19 protein-coding genes and 3 tRNA genes are annotated in these 19,358 nt (G+C 71.0%); 11 read left to right on the top strand and 11 right to left on the bottom strand.

Annotation, left to right across the window (positions count from 1 at the left end):
- Positions 1–26: 26 nt before the first annotated feature.
- The 3 genes from IH50_RS0110445 to IH50_RS41995 form a co-directional block, all read right to left on the bottom strand.
- Entirely contained in the window at positions 27–857 is an 831-nt protein-coding gene (locus tag IH50_RS0110445; protein ID WP_158801182.1) for a hypothetical protein, read from the bottom strand.
- Positions 858–1,197: 340 nt separating this feature from the next.
- Entirely contained in the window at positions 1,198–1,425 is a 228-nt protein-coding gene (locus IH50_RS0110455) for a hypothetical protein (RefSeq protein ID WP_030859688.1), read from the bottom strand.
- Positions 1,422–1,592 carry a hypothetical protein gene (locus IH50_RS41995; RefSeq protein ID WP_199822064.1) on the bottom strand — a complete coding sequence of 57 codons (171 nt, stop codon included), beginning with the start codon at positions 1,590–1,592 and terminating at the stop codon, positions 1,422–1,424. Before IH50_RS41995 ends, IH50_RS0110455 begins: the two co-directional genes overlap by 4 nt.
- Before the next feature lie 164 nt (positions 1,593–1,756).
- Between IH50_RS41995 and IH50_RS0110465 the strand changes: the two genes are divergently transcribed.
- Together IH50_RS0110465 and IH50_RS38705 are read left to right on the top strand one after the other, a co-directional pair.
- Entirely contained in the window at positions 1,757–2,011 is a 255-nt protein-coding gene (locus tag IH50_RS0110465) for a GntR family transcriptional regulator (RefSeq protein ID WP_030859695.1), read from the top strand.
- Between the two features lie 52 nt (positions 2,012–2,063).
- On the top strand, positions 2,064–2,693 hold the full coding sequence (locus tag IH50_RS38705) for a hypothetical protein (protein WP_051767241.1): 630 nt from the start codon (positions 2,064–2,066) through the stop codon (positions 2,691–2,693).
- A gap of 87 nt (positions 2,694–2,780) precedes the next feature.
- Here the strand turns inward: IH50_RS38705 and IH50_RS0110475 are convergent.
- From IH50_RS0110475 to IH50_RS0110485, 3 genes are all read right to left on the bottom strand, one after another.
- Positions 2,781–2,857, bottom strand: a tRNA-Ile gene (locus tag IH50_RS0110475).
- A gap of 177 nt (positions 2,858–3,034) precedes the next feature.
- A tRNA-Asn gene (locus IH50_RS0110480) sits at positions 3,035–3,107 on the bottom strand.
- Between the two features lie 5 nt (positions 3,108–3,112).
- A tRNA-Asn gene (locus tag IH50_RS0110485) sits at positions 3,113–3,185 on the bottom strand.
- 147 nt (positions 3,186–3,332) lie between these two features.
- On the opposite strand from IH50_RS0110485, the gene IH50_RS0110490 reads away from it, so the two are divergent.
- The 4 genes from IH50_RS0110490 to IH50_RS0110505 all read left to right on the top strand — a co-directional run bounded on the left by IH50_RS0110490 (position 3,333) and on the right by IH50_RS0110505 (position 9,031).
- Entirely contained in the window at positions 3,333–3,638 is a 306-nt protein-coding gene (locus tag IH50_RS0110490) for a YtxH domain-containing protein (protein ID WP_030859698.1), read from the top strand.
- A 172-nt stretch (positions 3,639–3,810) separates the two neighbouring features.
- Positions 3,811–5,265 (top strand): FGGY family carbohydrate kinase, encoded by a 1,455-nt coding sequence (locus IH50_RS0110495; protein ID WP_037872202.1) that lies wholly within the window; start codon positions 3,811–3,813, stop codon positions 5,263–5,265.
- A 104-nt stretch (positions 5,266–5,369) separates the two neighbouring features.
- Entirely contained in the window at positions 5,370–7,103 is a 1,734-nt protein-coding gene (locus IH50_RS0110500) for an ABC transporter ATP-binding protein (protein WP_030859704.1), read from the top strand.
- Complete coding sequence (locus IH50_RS0110505; RefSeq protein ID WP_030859706.1) at positions 7,103–9,031, top strand: ABC transporter ATP-binding protein; 1,929 nt, start codon at positions 7,103–7,105, stop codon at positions 9,029–9,031. Before IH50_RS0110500 ends, IH50_RS0110505 begins: the two co-directional genes overlap by 1 nt.
- 164 nt (positions 9,032–9,195) lie before the next feature.
- Here IH50_RS0110505 and IH50_RS0110510 read toward each other — a convergent pair whose 3' ends face one another.
- Positions 9,196–10,467, bottom strand: coding sequence for an RNA polymerase sigma factor (locus tag IH50_RS0110510; protein WP_030859708.1), 1,272 nt, complete (start codon positions 10,465–10,467; stop codon positions 9,196–9,198).
- Positions 10,468–10,604: 137 nt separating this feature from the next.
- Here IH50_RS0110510 and IH50_RS0110515 point away from each other — a divergent pair, with 137 nt between their 5' ends.
- Together IH50_RS0110515 and IH50_RS0110520 are read left to right on the top strand one after the other, a co-directional pair.
- The gene (locus IH50_RS0110515) at positions 10,605–11,225 is read left to right on the top strand and encodes a hypothetical protein (RefSeq protein ID WP_030859709.1); all 621 of its coding nucleotides are present in this window, start codon (positions 10,605–10,607) and stop codon (positions 11,223–11,225) included.
- Positions 11,222–12,214, top strand: a complete 993-nt coding sequence (locus tag IH50_RS0110520) for a nucleotidyl transferase AbiEii/AbiGii toxin family protein (protein ID WP_030859711.1) — start codon at positions 11,222–11,224, stop codon at positions 12,212–12,214. Before IH50_RS0110515 ends, IH50_RS0110520 begins: the two co-directional genes overlap by 4 nt.
- A 6-nt stretch (positions 12,215–12,220) precedes the next feature.
- Here IH50_RS0110520 and dnaG read toward each other — a convergent pair whose 3' ends face one another.
- The 4 genes from dnaG to IH50_RS0110540 all read right to left on the bottom strand — a co-directional run bounded on the left by dnaG (position 12,221) and on the right by IH50_RS0110540 (position 17,742).
- Positions 12,221–14,149, bottom strand: coding sequence for a DNA primase (gene dnaG / locus IH50_RS0110525; RefSeq protein WP_030859713.1), 1,929 nt, complete (start codon positions 14,147–14,149; stop codon positions 12,221–12,223).
- 124 nt (positions 14,150–14,273) lie between these two features.
- On the bottom strand, positions 14,274–15,509 hold the full coding sequence (locus IH50_RS0110530; protein ID WP_234328121.1) for an NAD(P)/FAD-dependent oxidoreductase: 1,236 nt from the start codon (positions 15,507–15,509) through the stop codon (positions 14,274–14,276).
- A 92-nt stretch (positions 15,510–15,601) separates the two neighbouring features.
- Positions 15,602–16,876, bottom strand: a complete 1,275-nt coding sequence (locus IH50_RS0110535) for a deoxyguanosinetriphosphate triphosphohydrolase (protein ID WP_030859716.1) — start codon at positions 16,874–16,876, stop codon at positions 15,602–15,604.
- An 86-nt stretch (positions 16,877–16,962) separates the two neighbouring features.
- Entirely contained in the window at positions 16,963–17,742 is a 780-nt protein-coding gene (locus IH50_RS0110540; RefSeq protein WP_051767242.1) for a sirohydrochlorin chelatase, read from the bottom strand.
- Positions 17,743–17,954: 212 nt separating this feature from the next.
- Here IH50_RS0110540 and IH50_RS0110545 point away from each other — a divergent pair, with 212 nt between their 5' ends.
- The 3 genes from IH50_RS0110545 to IH50_RS0110555 are packed head-to-tail and all read left to right on the top strand — an operon-like array spanning position 17,955 to position 19,338.
- Entirely contained in the window at positions 17,955–18,659 is a 705-nt protein-coding gene (locus tag IH50_RS0110545) for a SanA/YdcF family protein (protein WP_030859720.1), read from the top strand.
- A gap of 32 nt (positions 18,660–18,691) precedes the next feature.
- A complete protein-coding gene (locus tag IH50_RS0110550; protein ID WP_030859722.1) occupies positions 18,692–18,940 on the top strand; it encodes a hypothetical protein in 249 nt (82 codons plus the stop codon).
- The gene (locus tag IH50_RS0110555; RefSeq protein WP_030859723.1) at positions 18,937–19,338 is read left to right on the top strand and encodes a PIN domain-containing protein; all 402 of its coding nucleotides are present in this window, start codon (positions 18,937–18,939) and stop codon (positions 19,336–19,338) included. Before IH50_RS0110550 ends, IH50_RS0110555 begins: the two co-directional genes overlap by 4 nt.
- Positions 19,339–19,358: the final 20 nt, after the last annotated feature.

Consider the following 19,358-nt stretch of genomic DNA (forward strand, 5'->3'; position numbering starts at 1 on the left):
TCCTTACGAGGAGGAAGCTCACAGCCCTACGCCATCAGGTGCCTGAGAAAGGTGTCCACGAACTTCTCCACCTCGGCCTTGGAGGTCGAGTCACGCACGTCGATGCGGTCGATGTGCTTGATGCCGGCATTGCGCAGCAGCCGTTCACGGCTGGCATCGTCAGACCGGCGCCCCTTGTGGTGCGGGCCATCGATCTCGATGACTCCGGCTCGCCCCTTGTATGTCACGAGCAGGTCCGGCTCGAAGGTGTGTCCGAGCACTCGCATGCCGGGGAGCGGGAGGATCCCTATGGTCTCGATGTCCGGCAGAGCGGCCTGTCGCTCTCGAAGCACCACATAGACCCTGTGCTCCCACTCGTTGGTGAGGTGCAGATTGTCTACGACAGGGTGCTTGGGCTCTAGCCTGACCCTGCGCGCCTGATTGGACTGCCGCCCACCCTTGAGATCCCGGGCAAGCTGCTCACGCCAACCGGGGCCGACTGCGGGAATGACCTCGCGCACCCAGACATCCCGGATCTCCCTGTCGTGCGCCACCCCCACAGCCTTGAAGGCGGACCGAATCTGGTCGACGAGCTCTCTCTCGAAGTCGATGACCAAGTGAGGATCGGTCTCGAGAATGACGTTCTCGTGCTCGTTCCACGAGGTGTAGTCGATGGTCTCCTCATAGTTCGTTATGTGCTTGTCGAACTTGAAGGACGCCACGTCCAGCATGAGTTCTGCCGCCATACGCTGCCCCCGCTGCGACAGCAGTACCGCTGCGGCCCCGACCATCTCGTCATCACTCAGCGGAGGCCGACCCTGTTCGGTCGGAGCTGAGCGGCCTTCCACTGGCTCGTCCACCGAGCGCGAAGCTCCCATACGGACATGCTCGCACCCAGCACTGACAACAGGCCGCGCTGTGGGGCAGATTGAGCGCGGCCTGTGTCGTGGGGATGCCTAAGCTCCGCACTCTCTCGCCAGGACGCTCTTGTACACCCGGGTCAGGATCGACCCCGTGGAGCAGGTGCCGTCCGTGCACCCTCGACAGTCGGAGACGTGCTTCAGGTACTGATGCCATGCCTCCTCAGCGTTGAGGTAGTGAGGTGCACACTCAGGGCAGGCGTAGACGCTCCATCCCGGCCCGGTGTTGGCGCGGATCGTCCGGACCGTCACGGGCATCGGGGTGGTGCGCTCGCAGCGGACGCACATCCTCATGCCGTCAGTTCCTACGTTGTCGCTGCCCAGCGCCATCGCAGCGCAAGCACTCACACGGCGGCCAGGCCGAACTGAACGCGAACGGATCGAGCGGGGCATCGGACATGATGCGCACCTCGCTGCGTTGCTCGATCACCTGGCCGTCACGTACGCGGATCACCTGCATCGTCATCAGGTGTACGGGCGCAACGGGCGTCTTCTCGCCGCCTTCGGCGACCTGTCCGGCGGTCACTGCTCTCCCCCGTGCGTCTCGGCGTGATGCCGAGCGAGCAGCACGCGACAGTCGGACGCCCGCGAGTGGTCCCGCTCGTCCTGCGCGGTCTCCTGCTCGCTGGTGAGGCGGGTGCACTCGGCGCACGCGGGCGCTGCCGGTGCGGGTGCGGCTGCTCTACGATCCATAGGTCGTCGCTCCTTAGTAAGCGGTGGCCACGCCCCCCGGACCGGTCGCTCGGTCGCGGGGGTCTTCCATGGCCGATCCTAGAGCACCTGTATACCCCTGTCAGCCCATGTCTACAGATAGGCGCTTCTATGCGCGCGTGTAGGTCAATACGTACGCTCAGGTCGTGACCGATTTTGAGTTCGACCCGACACGACCGAAGTGGGAGCAGATTGCCGACGCCCTCAGGGCTCGCATCGCTGACGGCACCTACCCTCCTCGGCACCTGATCTCAGAGGTACAACTCGAAGCGGAATTCGGGGTCGCACGGGTCACGGTCCGCAAGGCGACTGCGGCACTCCGCGAAGAGAAACTGATCGTCACCACTCCGGGCATGGGCTCGTTCGTGGCCGACGAGGAGCGGCCGAGCACCCCTTCGTGACAGGGAGCGGAGGTGGGCCCGAAGGAACCCAGCCGCGGGAGGGGACGAGGGCATGAACCTTGATGAGGCCGATCTACTGCCCGGCGAGATCCTGCTGCTGACCAAGAACGCCAACGCGGTCGTCGACGTCCAGGAGGCAGGCCTCAGCCGGTTCGCCTTCGACGGTCTGATGTGGACTGTCGGCATGGGCGGGCAGGAGGCCATCGGGGGCCGTCTGCACCTGACCAATTACCGACTGGTGTTCAAGTCACACCGCTTCAACCGGTTGCGAGGCAAGTTCAGCATCTTCCTGCCAACCATCAGAAGTGTGCGCAACGCCTCCTTCGGGCCCACCCGCCAGGTGGAGGTGATGACCGGCATACAGAGCTTCGCGTTCGTACTTTGGGGCGTCCCGCGGTTCATGACCGCCATCGAGGAAGCAAGGCGCACGTTCGCGCCTGCATGGTCGCCGGGACTGGCGCACGCCATGATGGCCGACCTCGGCAAGGTCGGCGAAGGGCTCAAGATCGTTCATCGCCTGGAAGCGGCGAACATCGTACTGACCTGTCTCACGCCCGGCGACGCCATAACGGCAATCAGTAGAGCAATCAGCCCGGACTCCGATGCGATCGAGATCGCTGGCGCCCTGCAGCTTGTTGATCTCCTGGCCTGCATCAGGCCGCCCAGCCCCCCTTCGCGGTGAAGGGAGCAGAAGCCGACCTGAGAAGAGGGCTCCGAGGGGACGCCGCTCGCTCCTTCGGGGCGGGGCGGCGTTCCTCCCTGGTGCGCATGGTGGGGCGGGTGGGACTCGAACCCACGGCCGACGGATTATGAGTCCGCTGCTCTAACCGGCTGAGCTACCGCCCCATGACGGCGTGTCGCGTACACGTGTGCGCGCCGTCTGCCGCAGCATAGCCGCTCATACGATCTCCTGCTCCGGATGGTCGGCCGCGTGCGGTCTTCGTGACCATGGAGACTTCGCCGAGCCTCGCACGGTTCCCCCGGACATGAAAAAGGACCCCTACGGGGCCCTCGTTCACCATGCTCCCCCGACTGGACTCGAACCAGTAACCTGCCGGTTAACAGCCGGCTGCTCTGCCAATTGAGCTACGGAGGACCGAGCTCCCCCGACTGGACTCGAACCAGTAACCTGCCGGTTAACAGCCGGCTGCTCTGCCAATTGAGCTACGGAGGAATGTCTCGTTGCATCGAACGTACCCGCCTGGGTATCCGCCAGGGGGCACTCGCTCGCTGCGACACATACATTAGCGCAAGCAGGGGGGTGCTCCGCCAATCGGTACTCCCCGGCGCCGTCGCCGGAACAACGGGAAGGGTGGCCGTCATGCGTTACCGGCTCACGTTCGTCGCCGGAGTCGTCCTGGGTTACGTGCTGGGCACGAAAGCCGGACGCGAGCGCTACGAGCAGATCAAGAGGTCCGCGCAGCAGCTCACGCAGAACCCCGCCGTGCGCAACACCGCGGAGAGCGCAGCGCAGCAGGGCCGAGAGTTCGCGGACAAGGCGTACCACGTGGTCAGCGACAAGGTCGGCGACCGCATGCCCGACTCGGTCGCCCAGCGGGTGCGCACCCTGCGCGAACGCACGGCCCACGGCCCGGCGGAGGACGACTGGGGCACGAGCAACACGTGAGAGCCACCCGGTGGGCGCCGGGTGACCCCTCCCGCCCGGGGGGCGCGGGGCCGTATTCGGCACGCGGCTCCGCCGCGTGGGCGCGCGCGACCGCACACGGCCCGCGCCCGCCACGAGGACCCCGGCGGTGCCCACCGCCCACGCGAGCGCGGCGGTACGGCAAAATCGCCGTATGGGGATAGTCGCCGGACTGGACAGCGCGCCAGACTTCACTCGCATCGTCGTCTGTGACACGGACACCGGAGCCGTGCTCAAGCAGGGCTATGCCCCGCATCCGGTACAGGGCACCGACGGCGGCGGCCGTCCCTCCGACGTCGACCCGCAGGCCTGGCTGCTGTCCCTCGGCGAGGCCGCGGGCGGCGGCCTGCTGGAGGGCGTGCAGGCCATCGGCGTCTCCGCGCAGGCGAACGCGCTGGTGCCGCTGGACGCGCAGGGCAACACCGTGCGGCCGGCGATGACCGGCGGCGACAAGCGGGCGCAGGTCGCGGCGGCCGATCTGATCGACGCGTTCGGCGGGCGTGAGGCGTGGGCGCGGGCCGTGGGCTGTGTGCCGGGGGCCGCGCAGCCGGTGACCAAGCTGCGCTGGATGGCCCGCAGCGAACCGGAGAACGCGGTGCGCACCGCCGTCCTGATGCAGGCGCACGACTGGCTGGTATGGCAGCTCCTCGGCCGGCCGGTGCGGCGCACCACCGACCGGGGCGGGGCGTCCGGCACCGGGTACTGGGCGGCGGCCACCGGCGGCTACCGGCCCGATCTGGTGGAGCTGGCGCTCGGGCACCAGGCGATGCTGCCCGAGGTGATCGGCCCGGCGGAGGCGGCGGGTACGACTCCGGAGGGGCTGCTGATCTCCGCCGGTACGGGCGAGACGATGGCGGCGGCGTTCGGGCTGGGGATCGGGCTGGGCGACGCGGTGGTGTCGCTGGGCGCGTCCGGGTCCGTGATGGCCGTGCACCCCGAGGCGCTCGTCGACCAGCACGGGATGATCACCTCCCTGGCGGACGCGACCGGCATGCACCTGCCCGTCGTCACCACTCTGAACGCCGTACGCGCCCTGCGCGGGACCGCCGAACTGCTCGGGGTGCCCGATCTGGAGACCCTGTCCGACCTGGCGATGAAGTCGACGCCGGGGTCGCACGGGCTGGTGCTGCTGCCGTACCTGGAGGGCGAGCGCACCCCGAACCTGCCGCACACCGCGGGGACGCTGGCCGGGCTGCGGCGCGAGTCGATGAAGCCGGAGCACCTGGCGCGGGCCGCGTTCGAGGGCATGCTGTGCGGGCTCGCGGACGCGCTGGACGTGCTGCGCGGCCGGGGCGTGGAGGTGCGGCGGGTCTTCCTGCTGGGTCCGGCCGCGGAGCTGCCGGCCGTGCAGTCGGCGGCGCCCGCGCTGTTCGGGGCACAGGTGGTCGTACCGCAGCCCGCGGACTACGCGGCGATCGGCGCGGCCCGGCAGGCGGCCTGGGCGCTGGGTGTGTCACAGGGCACACTCGATCCGCGTACCCCGCCGCTCTGGCAGGGCCCGGTGGCGCAGGTGCTGGACCCCGGGGAGGACCTGGCGGTGGGGCAGGCGGTGCGCCAGCAGTACGTGTCGGTGCGCGAGCAGACGCACCCGGGAGCGTTCCGCGCATAGCACGGGCCGGTGGATTAATTCGGTTGAGGTAACGCGGGTGGAGTGTCCGACGATGGGGGCCACGGGCAACCAACGCCCCCGCCGACCACTCCGAGAGATTCAGCGTGCTCATACGACTCCTGCGGATCCACCTGAGGCCCTACAAGAGACCCATCACCCTACTGGTGCTGCTGCAGTTCCTGCAGACCTGCGCCTCGCTCTACCTGCCCACCCTCAACGCGGACATCATCGACCAGGGCGTCGTCGAGGGCGACAGCGGCTACATCCTGGGCTACGGCGCCCTGATGATCGGCATCTCGCTGGTCCAGGTCGTGTGCAACATCGGGGCCGTGTACTACGGCGCCCGGACCGCGTCGGCCCTGGGACGGGACGTGCGCGCCGCCGTGTTCGACCGGGTGCAGTCGTTCTCCGCGCGTGAGGTGGGCCACTTCGGCGCGCCCTCGCTGATCACCCGTACGACGAACGACGTCCAGCAGGTGCAGATGCTGGTCCTGATGACGTTCACCCTGATGGTGTCCGCGCCGATCATGTGTGTGGGCGGCATCGTGATGGCGCTCGGCCTGGACGTCCCGCTGTCCGGGGTGCTGGTCGCGGTGGTGCCGGTGCTGGGCGTCTGCGTGACGCTGATCGTGCGGCGGCTGCGTCCGCTGTTCCGGACCATGCAGGAGCGGCTCGACACGGTGAACCGGGTGCTGCGCGAGCAGATCACCGGCAACCGGGTGATCCGCGCCTTCGTGCGGGACACGTACGAGCAAGGACGGTTCCGGAAGTCCAACACCGAGCTGACCGACATGTCGCTGCGCACGGGCAACCTGCTGGCGCTGATGTTCCCGGTGGTCATGACGGTGGTGAACCTGTCGTCGATCGCTGTGGTGTGGTTCGGCGCACACCGCATCGACAGCGGCGGGATGCAGATCGGCGATCTGACCGCGTTCCTCGCCTATCTGATGCAGATCGTCATGTCCGTGATGATGGCCACCTTCATGTTCATGATGGTGCCGCGCGCCGAGGTGTGCGCCGAGCGCATCCAGGAGGTGCTGGACACCTCCTCCAGCGTGGTGCCGCCCGTCGCGCCGGTCACCGAGCTGCGCCGGCACGGCCATCTGGAGATCCGGGGCGCGGGCTTCCGCTACCCGGGGGCCGAGGAGCCGGTGCTCAAGGCCGTCGACCTGGTGGCGCGGCCCGGTGAGGTCACCGCCGTGATCGGTTCCACCGGCAGCGGCAAGTCCACCCTCCTCGGTCTGGTCCCCCGGCTGTTCGACGCGACCGACGGGGAGGTGCTGGTGGACGGCGTGCCCGTGGCGGACGTCGAGCCGGCGCTGCTCGCGAAGACCGTCGGACTCGTACCGCAGAAGCCGTACCTGTTCGCGGGCACGGTGGCGACGAACCTGCGCTACGGCAATCCGGACGCCACCGACGAGGAGCTGTGGCACGCCCTGGAGGTGGCGCAGGGCAAGGACTTCGTGGAGCGCCTGGAGGGCGGACTCGACGCGCCGATCGCCCAGGGCGGGACAAATGTCTCCGGCGGTCAGCGCCAGCGCCTCGCAATCGCCCGGACGCTGGTGCAGCGCCCGGAGATCTACCTCTTCGACGACTCCTTCTCCGCGCTCGACTACGCCACCGACGCGGCCCTGCGGGCGGCCCTCGGACGGGAGACGGCCGAGGCGACCGTGGTGATCGTCGCCCAGCGGGTGGCGACCATCCGGGACGCCGACCGGATCGTGGTCATGGACGAGGGCCGGGTCGTCGGCACCGGCCGGCACCACGAACTGATGGCGGACAACGAGACCTACCGGGAGATCGTGCTCTCCCAGCTCACGGAAGCGGAGGCTGCCTGATGGCGGGGCCCGGAGGACGGATGATGGCCGGGGGCGGCCCCGACCAGCGGACGATCGACTTCAAGGGGTCGAGCAAACGGCTGATCGCCCGGTTCAGGCCCGAACGCCTCACCATCTACGGGCTGCTGGCCTGTGTCGTCCTGAGCGTCGGACTCAGCGTGATCGGGCCGAAGATCCTCGGCAGGGCGACCGACCTGGTCTTCGCGGGCATCGTCGGCCGCGACATGCCGGAGGGCGCCACCAAGGAACAGGTGCTCGACTCGATGCGGGAGCGGGGCGAGGGCGACGTCGCCGACATGCTCCGCGGCACCGACTTCACCCCCGGCGAGGGCATCGACTTCACGGCGGTGGGCAACGTCCTGCTGTTCGCGCTGGCGGTGTTCGGCGTCGCCGGCCTGCTGATGGCGGTGGCGACCCGGCTGGTGAACCGGGCGGTCAACCACACCATGTTCCGGATGCGCGAGGACGTGCAGACGAAGCTGTCGCGGCTGCCGCTGTCGTACTTCGACAAGCGGCAGCGCGGTGAGGTGCTCAGCCGCGCCACCAACGACATCGACAACATCGGGCAGACGCTCCAGCAGTCGATGGGGCAGCTGATCAACTCGCTGCTCACCATCATCGGCGTGCTCGCGATGATGTTCTACGTCTCGTGGATCCTGGCGCTGGTCGCGCTGGTGACGGTGCCGCTGTCGTTCGTCGTCGCCACCCGCGTCGGCAAGCGGTCGCAGCCGCACTTCGTGCAGCAGTGGAAGTCGACCGGCACCCTCAACGCGCACATCGAGGAGATGTACACCGGGCACAGCCTGGTGAAGGTGTTCGGGCGGCAGGAGGAGTCGGCGAGGAAGTTCGCCGAGGAGAACGACGCGCTGTACGAGGCCGGGTTCAAGGCGCAGTTCAACAGCGGCGTCATGCAGCCGCTGATGTTCTTCGTCTCGAACATCAACTATGTGCTGGTGGCGGTCGTCGGCGGGCTGCGGGTCGCGTCGGGCACGCTGTCCATCGGTGACGTGCAGGCGTTCATCCAGTACTCGCGGCAGTTCTCGATGCCGCTGACGCAGGTCGCCTCGATGGCGAACCTGGTGCAGTCGGGTGTCGCCTCGGCGGAGCGGGTCTTCGAACTGCTGGACGCCGAGGAGCAGGAGGCCGACCCCTCGCCGGCCGAGAAGCCGGCCGAGCCGCGCGGGCGGGTGGCGCTGGAGCACGTGTCGTTCCGGTACGACCCGGAGAAGCCGCTGATCGAGGATCTGTCGCTGACGGTCGAGCCGGGTCACACGGTGGCCATCGTCGGCCCGACGGGCGCCGGCAAGACGACCCTGGTGAACCTGCTGATGCGGTTCTACGAGGTCTCCGGCGGGCGGATCACCCTCGACGGGGTGGACATCGCGAAGATGTCCCGGGACGAACTGCGCTCCGGGATCGGCATGGTGCTCCAGGACACCTGGCTGTTCGGCGGCACCATCGCGGAGAACATCGCCTACGGTGCGGCACGCGAGGTCACCCGGGAGGAGATCGAGGAGGCGGCGCGGGCCGCGCACGCGGACCGGTTCGTCCGCACCCTCCCCGACGGGTACGACACCGTGATCGACGACGAGGGCAGCGGGGTGAGCGCGGGTGAGAAGCAGCTCATCACGATCGCCCGGGCGTTCCTGTCGGACCCGGTGATCCTCGTCCTGGACGAGGCGACGAGCTCCGTGGACACCCGTACGGAGGTGCTGATCCAGAAGGCGATGGCCCGACTGGCGCACGGCCGGACGTCGTTCGTGATCGCACACCGGCTGTCCACGATCCGGGACGCGGACACGATCCTGGTGATGGAGAACGGCTCGATCGTCGAACAGGGCGCCCACGAGAAGCTGCTGGCGGCGGACGGGGCGTACGCCCGCCTGTACAAGGCGCAGTTCGCCCAGGCGGTGGCGGAGGTCGACTGACGCCTTCCGCCGGAGGGGCTGCATGCAGCCCCTCCGGCGTTTGAGGAGCGGGGGTCCGGGGGCGGCGCCCCTGAACTCCAGCCTCTCCGGCGTTTGAGGAGCGGGGGTCCGGGGGCGGCGCCCCCGGGTCGGGACGGGAAGGGGCGGCGGGGGCGAGGAAAACCTCAGTCCAGATACCCGCGCAGCTGATCCGCGAAGGCATGGTCGCGAAGCTTGTTCAGCGTCTTGGACTCGATCTGCCGTATCCGCTCGCGGGTCACCCCGAAGAGACGGCCGATCTCCTCCAGCGTGCGCGGACGCCCGTCCACCAGCCCGTAGCGCAGCTGCACCACCTTGCGCTCCCGCTCCCCCAGCGTCGACAGCACCGCCTCCAGATGCTCCTTGAGCAGCAGGAACGCGGCCGACTCGACCGGGCTCGCCGCATCCCCGTCCTCGATGAGGTCACCGAGCGCCACGTCCTCCTCCTCACCCACCGGCGCGTGCAGCGACACCGGCTCCTGCGCGAGCCGCAGCACCTCCCCGACCCGCTCGGGCGGCAGGTCCAGCTGCGCGGCGACCTCGTCCGGCGTCGGCTCGTAGCCGCGCTCCTGCAGCATCCGCCGCTGCACCCGCACCACCCGGTTGATGAGCTCCACCACGTGCACGGGCACGCGGATGGTCCGGGCCTGGTCGGCCAGCGCCCGCGACATGGCCTGGCGGATCCACCACGTGGCGTACGTGGAGAACTTGTACCCCCGCGCGTAGTCGAACTTCTCCACCGCCCGGATCAGCCCGAGGTTCCCCTCCTGGACCAGGTCGAGCATGGTCAGCCCCCGGCCCACGTACCGCTTGGCGACGGACACGACGAGCCGCAGGTTCGCCTCGATCAGCCGCCGCTTGGCCATCCGCCCCATGACGACGAGCCGGTCCAGGTCGACGGCGAGCCGGCTGTCCAGATCGGGCGTCAGCCGCAGCTTCTCCTCGGCGAACAGGCCCGCCTCGACCCGGCGGGCGAGTTCGACCTCCTCGGCGGCGGTCAGCAGCGGGATGCGGCCGATCTCGCGCAGATACTGGCGGAACAGGTCCGAGGAGGGACCGCCGGTCTCGGTCCGGACCGGCGCGGACGGTCCGGCGGGTTCGGCCGGTTCCGAAGCCTCGGCCGGGGACTCGGCCAGGGGTTCGGCCGGGGGTTCGGCCGGCTCGGGCGGGGTCTCGGGGTGGTGCGCGGCGCGGCTCTGCGCGGGCATGGCGGCGAGAACGCCGGCGCCGGGCTGGGTGAGGGTCTGGGTCTGCACCGGGGCGACCTCCAGGATGATCGCTGCCAGGGGGTGGGGCAGCGGCACTTCGGGGACGGAGTCGGCGGCCTCGCCGCTGTCCGTCCCGTACGCGATGAGCGGACCCGCGGATGTCCGGGACCCGTCGGTGACGGACCGGCCGCGCTCCGAGGACTCAGGCACCGCCCCCAGTGTGGGGTACGACACATCGTCCCCACGAGGGGCGTGCGGTGACTTTTTGCGTCCGTCCGGTGACCGGCCGGATACTCCGCACCGAAACCCGGATGCCGGGGCCCGCCCCGGTCTGGGACGATCGGCGGATGTCCCGTCCCCTGTACGAAACCCATGTGACGGTCCGTTGTTCCGGCCCCGAGGAGGCGGAGGAGCTGGGCCGGTGGGCCGCCGCGGCCGGTCTCAAGCTGACGCACATCGTGCTGGCCCGGGGCCGGATGCGTGACCAGCCCATGCTCACCCTGGCCGGTTCCCGCGCCTACGCCGAGGAGTCGGCGCGGGCGCGCGAGGTGACGGCACGGCTGAGGGCGGACGGGTTCGAGCCCGTGCGGGTGAAGACCGAGTCGTCCCCGTGGGCCCCGGAGGTGCCGGACGGGCCGTGCGCGGACGGACGGTACTTCGAGCACCACGTGAAGCTGCTGCTCACCGCGGGGACGGACCTGGACGCCCTGGCGGCCCTGGTCGTGCCGCACGGCGCCCATCTGTCGTGGAACGCCCGGCGGGTGCGCACCGGGGCACGGCACGAGCGGTTCGTCACCCAGCGCTGTCACGGGGTGGACGCCGAGGGCGCCGGACGGGCCCTGGACCGGCTGCTGGCGGATCTGGACGGGTACGAGGTGCTGGGCGTGGAACGGGAGTTCGTGCTCCACGACAGCGACGTGTCGGTGGACGAGGGATGGCTCACGGAGCCGGCGGGGGTACGGACATGAGCGGCACGGGGTGGCGGAACTTCGGCTGGCGGAGCGAGGAGATCCCCCGCGAGCCGCTGGACGAGGACACCCGCAGGGCGGTCGACCTGCCGCGGACGCTGCGGTGGGTGCCCGGGGACGACGTGGTGCAGCGCCCCGTGTTCGACCCCGCCCTGAAGCACCATCGGAACGCCTACCGGGCGACCGACCCCCGGTTCACCGACCCGGCCAGGGGCGAGGCGTGGCGGACGGCGCGGCGCCGGGCGCTGGACCTGGTGCTGGAGGCGGTCGCGGACTCGGAGTGGGTGGACGCGCTGGTGCTGCGCGGCAGCGTGCTGATGTCGGCGTGGTTCGGCGACGCCGCCCGCGAGCCGGGCGACCTGGACTTCGTCGTCGTCCCGCACACCTGGCGGATCGACGACGGGCGGACGGAGCGGATGCTGTCCGGGATCGCCGGGGCCGCGCAGGCGCTGGCCGACGCGCGCGGGCGGGAGATCGGTGTCTCGGCCCGGGGCGCGGTGGTCGAGGACATCTGGACCTACGACCGGGTGCCGGGGCGGCGCATGGTGCTGCCGTGGGGCTCGCCGGGGCTGCCCGGCGGTCATGTGCAGCTCGACTTCGTGTTCAACGAGAAGCTGCCCGAGGACCCCGGGCCGGTGGAGCTGCCGGGCGGCGCGGTCGTGTGGGCGGCGACGCCGGAACTGTCCCTGGCGTGGAAGCTGATGTGGCTGATCACCGACGTGCACGGGCAGGGCAAGGACCTGTACGACGCCGTGCTGCTGGCCGAGCGGCACCCGCTGCGCCGCGAGCTGCTGCACGAGGTGTTCCGGCTGTCCGGCGAGTGGCCGTACCCGTACCGCGAGGAGATCCTGCTGGAGGACGTGGTGGAGGCGGCCGGGTACGTCGAGTGGGATCACTTCGCCACGGAGTACCCGCGCTTCAAGGACGCCGAGCGGGAGTTCGCCGACCGGCTGGTGCGGGCGCTGGCGCCCACCTTCGCGGACACCTGAGCCCGCCTACAGCGCGGCCGCGCCGTGCTCCCGCAGGGCCTGGTCGTACTGCTGGAGCACCCACAACTCGTTCTGCACGGCGGCCAGTTCACTCGGGTCGCCGTGGTTGCTGAGGCGGGTGAGGCGGCTGGTGATGTCGCGGATGCGGCGCTCGACCGCGCGGCGGCGGACGGTGACGAGCTGGGCGCCCGCGTAGGTCTCGTCGACGCCCTTGACGCCCCGGTGCAGCATGATCGCCTCGACGGCGAGTTCGGTGACCATGGCGCGGACGGTGTCGTCGGGGGCGGCCTCGCGGACCCGGATCAGGTATTCCTGCGGGTCCTGGACGCCGTGCTCCGCGCCGCCCGCGTCCATGATCGCCTGGCGTACGGCCGCGTAGGGCGGGGCGGTGAACTCGTCGACGCCGTACGCGTCGAAGGCCGGGGAGACCAGCTCCGGGCGCTGGAGGGCGAGCTTGAGCAGTTCGCGTTCGGTGGCGAAGACCGGGTTGCGGAGGTTGAGGGCGGGACCGCGCGGGACGGCCTGGGCGGGGACGTACTGCGGGGCCTCACCGCCGCCCCCGCGCTGCCGGTGGTCCGGCGCCGGGCCCTTGCCGCCGCGGTCGCGGGCCCAGCGGGCGAGCTGGGCGACCCGCTTGACGACGAACTGGGTGTCGAGGATGCCGAGCATCCCGGCGAGCTGGACGGCGACCTCGTGCTGGGCGCCGCTGTTCTTGATCCGGGCGACGATCGGCGCGGCCTCGTCGAGGGCGGCGGCGCGGCCGGCCGGGGTGTCGAGGTCGTAGCGGACCACGATCTGGCGGAGGGCGAACTCGAAGAGCGGGGTGCGGGGTTCGGCCAGGTCGGCGACGGCCTCGTCGCCCTTGGCGAGGCGCAGGTCGCAGGGGTCCATGCCGTCGGGGGCGATGGCGATGTAGGTCTCGGCGGCGAACTTCTGGTCGTCCTCGAAGGCGCGCAGGGCCGCCTTCTGGCCGGCCGCGTCACCGTCGAAGGTGAAGATCACGCGCGCCGAGCCGTTGTCCATCAGCAGGCGGCGCAGGATCTTGATGTGGTCGGAGCCGAAGGCGGTGCCGCAGGTGGCGATGGCGGTGGTGACGCCCGCGAGGTGGCAGGCCATGACGTCGGTGTAGCCCTCGACGACGACCGCGCGGGAGGACTTCGCGATGTCCTTCTTCGCCAGGTCGATGCCGTAGAGGACCTGGGACTTCTTGTAGATCGCCGTCTCGGGCGTGTTGAGGTACTTCGGGCCGGTGTCCGCCTCGTAGAGCTTGCGGGCACCGAAGCCGACGACCTCCCCGCCGATGTCGCGGATGGGCCACATCAGCCGGCCGCGGAAGCGGTCGATGGGGCCGCGGCGGCCCTCCTGGGAGAGGCCGGAGAGGATCAGCTCCTTGTCGCTGAAGCCCTTGCCGCGCAGGAAGCGGGTGAGGTGGTCCCAGCCCTGGGGGCTGTAGCCGACGCCGAAGTGGACGGCGGCGGCCTGGTCGAAGCCGCGGTCGGCGAGGAAGGCCCGGCCGGTGTCCGCCTCGGGGGAGGTCGCGAGCTGTTCCGCGTACCACTCGGCGGCGATCTTGTGGGCCTCGACCAGGCGGATGCGCTCACCGCGCTGGTGGGTGGGGTTGTACCCGCCCTCCTCGTAGCGCAGGGTGATGCCGGCCTGCCCGGCGAGGCGCTCGACCGCCTCCGAGAAGGAGAGGTGGTCGACCTTCATCACGAACGTGATGGTGTCGCCGCCCTCCTGGCAGCCGAAGCAGTGGAAGAGTCCCTTGCTCGGGCTGACCTGGAAGGACGGCGACTTCTCGTCGTGGAAGGGGCAGAGTCCCTTGAGGTTCCCGCCGCCCGCGTTGCGCAGCTGGAGGTACTCGGAGACGACGGCGTCGATCGGGACCGCGTCCCGAACCGCCTTCACGTCCTCGTCATTGATCCGTCCTGCCACGCGTGAATTCTACGGGGGCGAACTGACAACCCGGCGCGCCGAAGCGCCCCGAAGGGGCGCGGGGAACTGCGCGAGAAACCACGACGCTCCCCGCACGCGCGGTACGACGGAACCCGGCAGGCGCCTAGGGGGTGTCGTTTGGATCTTGTCGGGGTCGCGGGGTCTGGCACCGCACCTCGCCGCGTTGTCGTCGGTTGCCAGGGCTCCGCCCTGGCGCCCTCCTCCGCCTTGCGATGCACGGCACCAACGCGATGAACTCCCGCTTCCCCGCGTCACCCCGGATCACCACCTGGTCGTACGATCCCGGCGGCGCCCACCCGGAGTACTCCATCCCCAGGTCGTACTGGTCGCTGAAGAAGTAGGGGACGCGATCGTAGATCTCCTCCCGGCCCAGCATGGAGCGGGCCGCCGCCGGTCCGCCGTTGAGCGCGTTGGCCCAGTGCTCCACCCGCAGCCGCGTGCCGAAGAGGCCGTGCGGGAAGGAGGCGACGTCACCGGCGGCGTAGATGTCGGGGTCGGACGTGCGCAGCCGTTCGTCGACGAGGACGCCCCCGCCGTCCGCGCGGTCGGCGAGCTCCAGCCCCGCCGCCTCCGCGAGGGAGGTGCGGGGGGCCGCGCCGATCGCCGCGAGGACGGCGTGCGCGGGGTGCTCCTCGCCGTCGTCGGTGCGGGCGGCGAGGACCATGCCGTCCTGGCCGGTGATCTCGGTGAGCGTGGCCCCGAAGTGGAAGCGGACGCCGTGCTCGCGGTGCAGCTCGGCGAAGAGCTGGCCGAGCTCGGGGCCGAGGACCGAGTGCAGCGGGGTCTCGCCACGGTGGACGACGGTGACCTCCGCGCCGTACTCGCGGGCCGCCGCCGCGATCTCCAGGCCGATCCAGCCGGCGCCGGCGATCACCAGATGGCCGTTGTCCCGGCCGAGGGAGGCCAGGACGCCCTTGAGACGCTCGGCGTGGGCGAGACGGCGCAGATGGTGGACGCCGACGAGGCCGGTGCCCGGGATGTCCAGGCGGCGGGGTTCGGCGCCGGTGGCGAGCAGCAGCTTGTCGTAGCGGACGACGGTGCCGTCCTCGCCGAAGCGGACGGTCCTCGCGGCGCGGTCGACGGCGTCGACGGTCTGGCCGAGGTGCAGCTCGACGTCGTGGCGCGCGTACCAGGCGGGCTCGTGGACGAAGACGCTGTCGCGCTCGGCCTTGCCGAGGAGGTAGCCCTTGGAGAGAGGCGGACGCTCGTAGGGGTGGTCGCGCTCGTCGCAGATCAGTATCACGCGGCCGGTGAAGCCCTCCGATCTCAGCGTCTCGGCCGCCTTCGCGCCGGCCAGTCCGCCTCCGACGATGACGAATGTCTGATCCGCATCGACCACGTGATGCCTCCTCGTAACGGTGTAGCCACCTGTGAGCCTCCCGTACTCAGCATGATGCCGTAAGGGGGAGCGACCCGATCAGGCCGTACGGCTCATGCCTGTCCCGTGAGGCGGGCGTGAAGCAAGCGGGCCGAGGCGTCGGTGAGCGACGCGATCTGGTCGACGATCACGCGCTTGCGGGCCCGGTCGTCCGGGGCCCGGTCGAACAGGGTGCGGAACTGGGGGTCCAGGCCGTCGGGGGCGCGGGAGGTGAGCGCCTCGGCCAGTTCGAGGACGACGATCCGCTGGTCGGCGCGGAGCAGCTCCTGTTCGGCGCGCTGCATGACGTACCGGTCGGCGACCGCCTTGAGGACCGCGCACTCCATGCGGGTGCTGCGCGGTACGACCAGCTCGGCGCCGTATCTGGTGAGGCGCCCGGTACCGAAGGCCTGCCGGGTGGCGCCTTCGGCGGCGAGGCAGAAGCGGCCGATGAGCTGGCTGGTGGCGTCCTTGAGGCGGGCCTGGGCGACGGCGGTGCCGTCGTAGCCGTGCGGCCACCACTCCTGGTCGAGGAGGCGGTCGAGGGCCTCCGCGAGTTCGGCCGGGTCGGTGCCGGCGGGGACGTACCGGCCGGCGGCGACGGCGAAGACGGCTTCCCGTTCCAGGTCGGAGTGGAGGCAGTTCGGGTCGATGTGGCCGGCGTGCAGGCCGTCCTCCACGTCGTGCACCGAGTAGGCGACGTCGTCGGACCAGTCCATGACCTGGGCCTCGAAGCAGACGCGGGTGCCGGGGGCGCCCTCGCGGACCCAGTCGAAGACGGGGCGGTCGTCCTCGTAGACCCCGAACTTCGGGGAGGCCGGGTCGGTGGGGTGGGCGCCGCGGGGCCAGGGGTACTTGGTGGCGGCGTCGAGGGCGGCGCGGGTGAGGTTGAGGCCGACGGAGCCCTCGGGGGTGAAGCGCTTGGGTTCGATGCGGGTGAGGAGGCGGAGCGACTGGGCGTTGCCCTCGAAGCCGCCGCAGTCCTCGGCGAACTCGTTCAGCGCCTGTTCGCCGTTGTGGCCGAAGGGCGGGTGCCCGAGGTCGTGGGAGAGGCAGGCGGCCTCGACGAGGTCGGGGTCGCAGCCGAGGGCGGCACCGAGTTCGCGGCCGACCTGGGCGCATTCGAGGGAGTGGGTGAGGCGGGTGCGGGGGCTGGCGTCCCAGACCTGGCTGTGCTCTCCCGGGGTGACGACCTGCGTCTTTCCGGCGAGGCGGCGGAGGGCCGCGGAGTGCAGGACGCGGGCGCGGTCACGTTGGAAGGCGGTGCGGCCGGGGCGTTTGTCGGGCTCGGGGGCCCAGCGGGCGACGGACGTCGGGTCGTACGCGGCGGGGGGTGCGGTGCCTTCCATGGGATGACAGTACGGGGGAGGTGCGACAGTCGGGGGGCGTGATCGGCCGGTTCGGGGGCGGTGATTCTTCCGCCCCCGCCGCCCCTTCAGCCGACGGACGCCAGTTCCGGGGAGGCCGTGGACGGAGTCCGCAGGGCCTGGTCGTAGCGGTGGAGGAGGAGGTGGGCCATCGCGGGGTGGGTGCCGAGGGGGGCGGAGGCGATGCCCGGGGCCGCTGCCGCGCACTCCGTGGCGAAGCGGCCGGGGGCGGTGAAGTAGGAGGCGACGGCCACGCGGTGGCGGCCCCGGGCGGCCAGGGCGCGGACGGCGTCGGGGACGGTGGGGGCGGCGGCGGAGGCGTAGGCGGGGATCACGGGGACGCCGAGGCGGTCGGCGAGCAGGCGCGCGGTGCGGTTCGTGTCGGTCCTCGACTCGGGGTCGCGGGAGCCGGCGGCGGCGAGTACGACCCCGCTCGCGCGGCGGGCCGCCTCGTCGGCCGGGGTGCGCCAGCCGGCCTCGGTGAGGCGGGCGTGCAGGGCGTCCACGAGCAGGGGGTGCGGGCCGAGCGGCGCGGCCACGCGGGTGTGCGGCCGTGCGCCCGCGGCCATCTCGGGGATGTCCCGCTTGACGTGGTAGCCCCGGCTGAGCAGCAGCGGTACGAGGACGGCGGCCCCGGTGCCGTGCACGTCCAGCTCGGCGAGGGTGTCGGGGAGCAGGGGCGCGTTCAGCTCGATGTGGCCCAGGTGCACGGGCAGGCCCGGCCGCAGTGCGCGGACGCGGTCCAGGAGCCGCCGTACGGTGCTCAGCGCACGCGGGTCGCGGCTGCCGTGGGCCACGACGACGAGGGCGGGCCGGGTGTCGTGGTCGTTCAGGGGGTACGCCGTCATGCACCGATCGTGGACGCGGCACGTTGCCTTCCCGTTGCGCGGGTGTGACGGGCGTTTTCCGGTGGTTCACCATGCGGACGGCCGTGGGCGTGAGGCTGTTCGATCTGCCGCTTCACCCCGGGACGTGAAGCCGGTCACCGTGCGTGAGGTGAACCGGAAGGCTCGGCGGGGCGTCTCTTCCGGTCGAGGACCGACCGGGGAGGACCCGTCCGATGCGCCGTTTCAGCGTCCGCCGCCCGCGTCTGCCGCGCACCCGTACCGGGTGGCGGCGGCTGGTGCAGGGAGTGGTGGCGGTGTGCGTGCTGGCGCTGCTGCCGGCGGCCTGGCTGCGCGTGACGACGGACGACCGGCTGCGCACCACCGCCGACGTGCCGCGCACCGACGTCGCCGTGGTCTTCGGCGCGGGCCTGTGGGACGGGGAGCCGTCGCCGTACCTCGCGCACCGGCTGGACGCGGCGGCGGAGCTGTACCGCGCGGGGCGGATCGAGGTGGTCCTCGTCACCGGCGACAACAGCCGTAAGGAGTACGACGAGCCGGACGCGATGCGCGCCTACCTGACGCGGCACGGTGTGCCCGACGCGCGGATCGTCAGCGACTACGCGGGCTTCGACACCTGGGACTCCTGCGTCCGCGCGAAGAAGATCTTCGGTGTGGACCGCGCGGTGCTGATCAGCCAGGGCTTCCACATCCGCCGCGCGGTGGCCCTGTGCGAGACGGCCGGCGTCACCTCGTACGGCGTCGGCGTGGACGACCGCCACGACGTCACCTGGTACTACGGGGGCGCCCGGGAGATCCTCGCGGCGGGCAAGGCGGCCCTGGACGCCGTCTTCCGCCCGGACCCGCACTTCCTCGGGCCGAGGGAGCCGGGGGTGGAGCGGGCGCTGGCCGACGTCCACGGTTCGGGGACGTCGGACTGACGGGACGCGCATACTCCAGTATGCTCCCGCCCATGGCGGACACGACGCGCATCACGGTGACGCTCCCGACGGAGCAGGTCGCCGAACTGAAGAAGCTCACCGACAACGTCTCCGGCTACGTCGCCGAAGCGGTGGCGCGTCAGCTGCGGCACCAGCTGCTCGGGGCCGATCTGCTGCGCCATCAAGAGGAGTACGGAGCCTTCGCCGAGGAGGAGCTGGCGGAGGCCCGCTCCCGGATCTTCGGGAACACCGATGCCGACGGGTCGGCGAGCGCGGCGTGAGCGGGCACGTCGAGACCGTCGTCCTGGACTCCGAGGGCCTTTCCGCCTGGATCGCCCAGGATCGCAAGACCGCCGCGATGTTCCAGGTGTTCCATGCGACGGGTGCCGATTTCGTCGTCGGAGCCAACACCATCGTGGAAGTGAGTCACGCGCGGGTGAACACGGCCCGGCTGCGGTGGGCACTGTCCCGCGTCAGGGTCGAGCCGGTGACCGAGCGGGCGGCGAAAGCGGCGGCGGAGCTGCTCAAGGCCGCAGGCCTGCACGGGCACAAGTACGCGATCGACGCGACGGTGGCCGAGATGGCACTGCGCCAGTCGGGCCCGGTGGTCATACTGACGTCCGACGTCGACGCCATGTCCCGGCTGTGCGGTGACCGCATCCGGCTCGTCGGCATCTGAGCGGGGACCCCGTCGGCGCC

This window comes from Streptomyces sp. NRRL S-37 (genome assembly GCF_000721605.1).
In the GTDB taxonomy this organism is placed as follows: Bacteria; Actinomycetota; Actinomycetes; order Streptomycetales; family Streptomycetaceae; genus Streptomyces.